The 2268-nt window shown below is 41.3% G+C and carries 3 protein-coding genes; all 3 read left to right on the plus strand.

The genetic code is table 11. From position 1 onward, the window contains the following. Positions 1–314: 314 nt before the first annotated feature. The gene (locus AACR75_RS00690; protein ID WP_047691408.1) at positions 315–731 is read left to right on the plus strand and encodes a hypothetical protein; all 417 of its coding nucleotides are present in this window, start codon (positions 315–317) and stop codon (positions 729–731) included. Between the two features lie 282 nt (positions 732–1013). Then, the gene (locus AACR75_RS00695; RefSeq protein ID WP_081989891.1) at positions 1014–1232 is read left to right on the plus strand and encodes a DUF3709 domain-containing protein; all 219 of its coding nucleotides are present in this window, start codon (positions 1014–1016) and stop codon (positions 1230–1232) included. 266 nt (positions 1233–1498) lie between these two features. Then, positions 1499–1924, plus strand: a complete 426-nt coding sequence (locus AACR75_RS00700; RefSeq protein ID WP_047691411.1) for a GNAT family N-acetyltransferase — start codon at positions 1499–1501, stop codon at positions 1922–1924. The last annotated feature ends 344 nt before the right edge of the window (positions 1925–2268 follow it).

Genomic DNA, 2268 nt, shown 5'->3' on the forward strand with positions numbered 1-2268 from the left:
CTACGCTCGTCACTTTTCTTCCAAACCGCTCAATTTGAGTTTTTTGTTTCTTTGCTGATTTAGCATTTTGGTTTATAAATTAATCGGTTAGTTTGTTTCAAGTTTACAAAAAAGCTCGTTCTTTCGTTTTGAAAGTATCGTTCTCAATCGGTTGGCCTAACAAACGGCTCAAGAGGGATTGCCAACGTGTGGCGACTTTGGTGCAAAATTGAAGTTCAGTGTTTAAAGTATGTTTTTTGAGTTCGGTGGTGCGTTGTCAACCCCTTAGCCGGGCGTTATGCACTGATCGCAACAATTCATATTAGGAAGTTAAATTGGACAATAAAACAGTAGGGGACGCAGGCGAATATTTGGTTGCGTATAATTTGAGTCGAAGGGGGTTATCTGCTGCATTAATGAATACAGGGACCAAAGGTGTCGATATATTAGTTACAGATGACGGTAAGAGTGTTGCGAGCATTCAAGTCAAATCATCTCAAGGGAAGAGTCAGCCAAGGCAATGGATGGTAGGTAAAAAGCAACCAAGCCCATCAGACAATTTCTTCTACGTGTTTTGTAATATTTGGGTCGATACTACGCGTGAACCAGAAGTGTTTGTAGTTCCTAGTCAATTTGTCAAAGATTCGGTTAACTGGGATTCTAAGGTTCCTTTGTTTAAAATTAAACCAGAAAATGAGAGTGTTTTTTTAAATAATTGGGCTCCCATACTAAACCTTTTCGAACGTGCATAACAAACAATTCAAGCAGACCCTCAACGCGTGGCACTTTTGGTTTGCGTTAACTTTGGTGTTGCCGAGGAATGCGGAAGGTGAGTCAGGGCGTTTCGGGCTACTTAATTGGGCGTTATGCTTAATCCATAAAAATCAGCAGGTTGCCGTTGTCGATTTCTTTGGCATTTCGTTCAGGTATTGTCGGCAATTCAATATTGTTTTCCGCTGCCTAATGAAGCGGCAATGTATCTGGCGTTGTAAATTCTGAGTGATTGCCTCATTGGGTTTTTGAGTCTGCACGAGGTGAGTTTTGCTCTCTCAAGTCGCTTTGAGCAGTTTGGTGCCTTTACTTATTGGCTTAAAGTCTGTCGGCAATTAAACATTGTTTTGCGCTGCCTAATGAAACAGCAATGTGTCTGTCGCTTCAAGTTTCAGCGTCATTACCTCATTGAATTATTTTTCCCATGCGTGGTGAGTTGGTTTGTCGGAGAGGGTTTCCACATTGGCTGCTTTGTAGGATGAAGCTCTGCATTGGTCAGTTCATAGGTAAAGTTTGAGTCAGTTCTAATTCGAGAAATGCTGTGGTTTGGTCAATGATTTCAGTGAGTTATTCTTGGGTGGATTCAAATGTAAAGTGTTGAAGCTTAAGCATAACAAACGCCTCAAGAGGGACTGTCAACGCACGGCGTTTCCAGTCTCAATGAGCCGCGGTGGTTTTGGTTGTTGTGTTTAAGTTTTGTGGTATGCGTTGCCAGCCCCTTAGGCGGGCGTTAGGTTTAAGGCTATACATGGAAATCAAAGAGTTTAGTGTTTGTAATCTGGAATCATTAAGGAAGATCTATATTCACTCTAGAAGAGATGGTTTTACATGGCTCAAGACGGACAGCTTTCGATTAGAAGACTTTGATCGTGATACTCAAGGTGAACGAATTTGGCTAGTTGAGGCTTTAGGTAAAGTTGCAGGTTTCATCTCGATTTGGGAACCTGACAAATTTGTTCATCATCTGTATGTTTCCAGCGAATATCAGAGTCAAGGTATTGGCTCAATATTACTTAACGGTGCGAAAGCAAAATATGGCTATTTGAGTCTTAAATGTATGGTTCAAAATCAAAAGGCACTTGAGTTCTATTTGTCACAAGGTTTTGCAATTGTGTCGCAAGTAGATGATGAATTTGGTGGTTATTATCACATGAGCTTCAGCTCAAAAACCTAACAAACGGCTCAAGAGGGATTGCCAACGCGTGGCGGCTTTAGTTCAAAATTGAAGTTGAGTGTTTACAGTGTGTTTTTTGAATCCGGCGGCGCGTTGTCAACCCCTTAGCCGGGCGTTAGGCAAAGTGAGTTTTTATCAGCTAAATCGAGTTGGAATTGAGCAGTAAATTCCATGTTTTCTGGCTTAAGTTAAGCAATAAATAGTCATCACATATTTGTTGTTTCTTGATCGCGTTGGGTTGCTTAGCGTTGTGAATTCAGCGGTAAAATAACCTTCAGCATCCAAACGTCCGCCGAGCATGCTACGCTCGTCACTTTTCTTCCAAATCGCTCAATTTGAGTTTT

Origin of the sequence: Vibrio sp. ZOR0018, from assembly GCF_963865925.1 — a bacterium.
Classification (GTDB): domain Bacteria; phylum Pseudomonadota; class Gammaproteobacteria; order Enterobacterales; family Vibrionaceae; genus Vibrio; species Vibrio anguillarum.

What these genes read in the sequence shown, in the direction of transcription:
- AACR75_RS00700 (WP_047691411.1), top strand. Translation starts at nt 1,499, where the DNA reads ATGGAAATCAAAGAGTTTAGTGTTTGTAATCTGGAATCATTAAGGAAG.